Source organism: Paenibacillus forsythiae T98, from assembly GCF_000520735.1.
GTDB classification, from domain to species: domain Bacteria; phylum Bacillota; class Bacilli; order Paenibacillales; family Paenibacillaceae; genus Paenibacillus_AQ; species Paenibacillus_AQ forsythiae.
In genome coordinates, this window is record NZ_ASSC01000189.1 from 1 (window position 1) to 3,583 (window position 3,583).

2 protein-coding genes and 1 pseudogene are annotated in these 3,583 nt (G+C 54.5%); all 3 read left to right on the forward strand.

Annotated elements, in window-relative coordinates; translation table 11 throughout:
- Window positions 1-237 (forward strand): annotated as a pseudogene (locus L692_RS27990) (hypothetical protein); the annotation flags it as partial.
- Window positions 218-2,695, forward strand: coding sequence for an ABC transporter permease (locus L692_RS0106890; RefSeq protein ID WP_025698375.1), 2,478 nt, complete (start codon window positions 218-220; stop codon window positions 2,693-2,695). The pseudogene L692_RS27990 and the gene L692_RS0106890, both read left to right, overlap by 20 nt.
- Before the next feature lie 78 nt (window positions 2,696-2,773).
- Window positions 2,774-3,460: a response regulator transcription factor gene (locus tag L692_RS0106895; RefSeq protein ID WP_025698376.1), complete on the forward strand. Its 687-nt coding sequence runs from the start codon at window positions 2,774-2,776 to the stop codon at window positions 3,458-3,460.
- Window positions 3,461-3,583: the final 123 nt, after the last annotated feature.

Consider the following 3,583-nt stretch of genomic DNA (forward strand, 5'->3'; position numbering starts at 1 on the left):
AGAGCGCTGGCGGCGAAGCCTTCTTTTGTTCTGGCGGACGAGCCTACGGGCAATCTGGACAGCGCCACGAGCCAGGAGGTCATCGGGCTGCTGAAGGTGACCAGCCGCCAGTTCAACCAGACGATGATTATGATTACGCATAACGAGGAAATCGCCCTGATGGCCGATCGGGTATTCCGGATCGAAGACGGACAAATAGCGGAAGGACGGATTTACGATGTTTCGCAACAATACTAAGACCGCTGTTAACAAGCTGGCAGCCGGAAGCATGAAAGTGAGCCGCAGCCGAAACCGGTTCGTCATTCTGGCGATTATTTTGACAACGTGGCTGATTACCTCTTTTTTCAGCATCGGCATGAGCGTTTCCAAATCATGGGATTCGCAGGCGTCCAAGCTTGCAGGGACCACCGCTCAAGCACAGCTTCCTGCTCCAACGGAGGATCAGCTTGAGAAGCTGAAAGAGCTTGGCTATATCAAGGCTGTCGGACTTGAGGCCATCTTTAGTACGGTGCAGGGCATTTCAGATGATCCGGATGAGGCCGCCCATTTGGTCTGGTATGATGAGACGGAATGGAACACCATGCGGAGGCCCGCCGTTGACGGATGGAAGGGAGCTTATCCCTCCGCATTGAACGAAATCGCCGCTCCGCTGGACCTGCTCAAGCAAATGGGAATCAAGAAGCCTGAAATCGGGATGAGTATTCCGCTGAGCTACACCACGATGGCTGAAGGGAAGCCGGTACGGCATCAAGCGACCTTCAAGCTCACCGGCTGGTTCAAAGACTACTCTCAGCTCCGCTCCGGAGACCTGGGCAGCCTGCTTGTCTCGGAAGCGTTCATGAAAGAGCAGGGAACCGCGATTCAAGACGCCGGTATGGCTTCCATTTTATTCACGGACAAGAAGGGGCTTGAACAATTAATAGATAGCACGAAGCGGGATCTCAAGCTCGGAAAAGGCCAGGAGTTAAGCCCCGTATCCGATACGGAACACATGGACAATGGCAATATAGCGACGCTTGTCGGCTATGGCGGAATCGTTCTCTTTGTGATGTTGAGCAGCTACCTGTTGATTTACAATGTGCTGTACCTGTCGGTGGCGGGCGACACCCGGTTCTACGGGCTGCTGAAGACCATCGGCGTCACCAGACGGCAAATCCGCACCATGATTCGCAAGCAGGCGCTGCGGCTGGCATTAATCGGCATTCCAATCGGTTTAATCGCCGGAGCGGCCACCTCGTTCGGTATTGTTCCGCTGGCCTTGAACACGATCGACCTGCAGACTGGCGGAAGCCTCTCGTTCCACCCGGTTATCTATGCCGGAGCAGCACTGTTCGCCTTGATCACTACGATGGTCAGCTGCATCAAGCCTGCCAGGGTCGCCGGGAAAATCTCGCCCGTTGAAGCGGCTAAATACACCGGGGTCGCCTCTTCGTCCAAGGTGAGAGCCGGCAGCGGCGGTTCAAAGCTGCACCGGATGGCGCTCAGGAACATCTTCAGAATCAAAAAGCGCGCAATTGTCGTATTTTTGTCCCTGTTCCTTGGCCTAACGACCTTTCTGGTGATCAACACGCTGGTCCTCAGCATGAGTCCGGAACATTTTGTGGACGACTATATGCCGAACGATTTTAAATTGACCCATGAGTCCGGATGGGACAAGCAAGCCGTTACCCCCGAAATGTTGGCAAAGATCAGGTCAATACCGGGGGTGAAAGACATGAGAACCACCTATCTCGCGCAAGCCATGCTGGATTATGATCCGAAGGTGTTTGGAAAATACGTGGATCAATTTACAGCGCGCTTCATGGAAAGCCCTCCGAGTGCCGCAGATTTCAAGAAAAATCCCGAAATGTTTAGTGGTCAGGTGATAGGAATTGATCCGGCTGACTTTCGTGAGGCGAACAAGAAGCTCCCGTCTCCAGTTAACGCGGAGCGTTTTGAACGCGGTGAGGTGGCCCTGATGGATGGGGAAATTCCTGCCGCCTTCAATACCGGAGACCGCTTTAAAATGAAAATTACGGGTGCCGCCAAAAAAACCGAACTGGAAATCGGAGGGATGGGCAATTTCCTCAGTCTGATTACTTTTCATAGTACGGCACCCAATGTGTATATTAGCCAATCCGCCATGAAGCAACTATTAAATGATCCGGTCGTCTATAAGGTGACCTTTGATGCGGACCGGAAGGACTGGGACGCAATCTCTGAACAGGTCACAGCGGCAATTGCCGGAAACAAAGACCTGAAACTGGAATCCAAAATCAGCATGATGGAGATGATCCGATCGGCCAAGCTGGCTTTCTATATCCTTGGCGGGGGGCTCTCGCTGATTCTCGCCCTGATCGGGCTGTTGAATTTCGTGAATATAATGATTACGGGCGTCATGGCGAGGAAGCCGGAGCTGGCTGTGCTGGAAAGCGTCGGAATGACCTCGCGGCAGATTAAAAGGCTGCTGCTACTTGAAGGAGCCTGGTATTCGTTCATTTCCTTGCTGCTTGTCACATCTCTCGGGAATGCTCTGGCGTACGGGGCGTATCGCTTGTTCAGCCAGGAGGCCACATATGCGGTCTATACCTTCCCGGCCATCCCGCTTGCGGTGGTCATTGTGCTCGTAATCGGGGTTTGTCTGGCCGCTCCCGTCTTCACTTACCGCAAAGTCCGCCGTGCCCCGCTTTCCGAGCGTCTGCGCGAAGCGGCCTGATTCCAGAGGACTGTGCGCGGCATGTCGCTGAAGGACTCCTGCGGGCTTGATAAACTAAGGACGGGGGAGTGAACAAGGGTGACTACCATTCTGATCGTGGAGGACGACCGGCTGCTGCTTGAGGGGCTGGCCTATACGCTGGAAAAAGAACAATATGAGGTGCTTGCGGCAGGCTCTTACCGGGAAGGGGCGGAGTACTTTCAATCCCGCAACATCCAGCTCGCCATTCTGGATATTCGCCTGCCCGACGGCAGCGGCACGGAATTATGCAGGGAGATTCGCCGCAGCTCCGGGGTTCCCGTCATCTTCCTCACCGCCAACGATACGGAGCCGGAAATCGTCGCCGGCTTCGATCTTGGGGCGGACGACTATATCTCCAAGCCTTTCAGTATGGAGGTGCTTCTCCGGCGCGTAAAGGCCGTCTTAAGAAGAAGCGGGGAGGATGAAGCCGGAACGGGACGCCTGTTTATTTACAAGGATTTGAAGATCGACTATGGCAAAATGACGGTCTCGAAAAACGCTGAGGAGCTAAAGCTGACAATGACCGAGTATCGGCTGCTTGAAGCGCTCGCGCAGAATAGCGGGCAGGTCATGACCCGGGAGATGCTCCTTGACCGGCTGTGGGACCAGTCCGGGAATTTCGTGGATGAGAACACACTCAGCGTCAATGTCAAAAGGCTGCGGGACAAGCTGGAGGACGATCCCAGAAACTTCCGGTACATCAAGACGGTATTCGGCATCGGCTATACATGGGGTGACGGATGAAGAAGGACCCGTTCCGCACCTTACTGTTAAAGTGGGCGGCTGTATTTGTGCTGGTGTCCGGTCTGTTCTTTACGCTGCTGGCATGCTTCCGCGCGAAGCCGCCGGTCTTCATCGGCGGCCTCG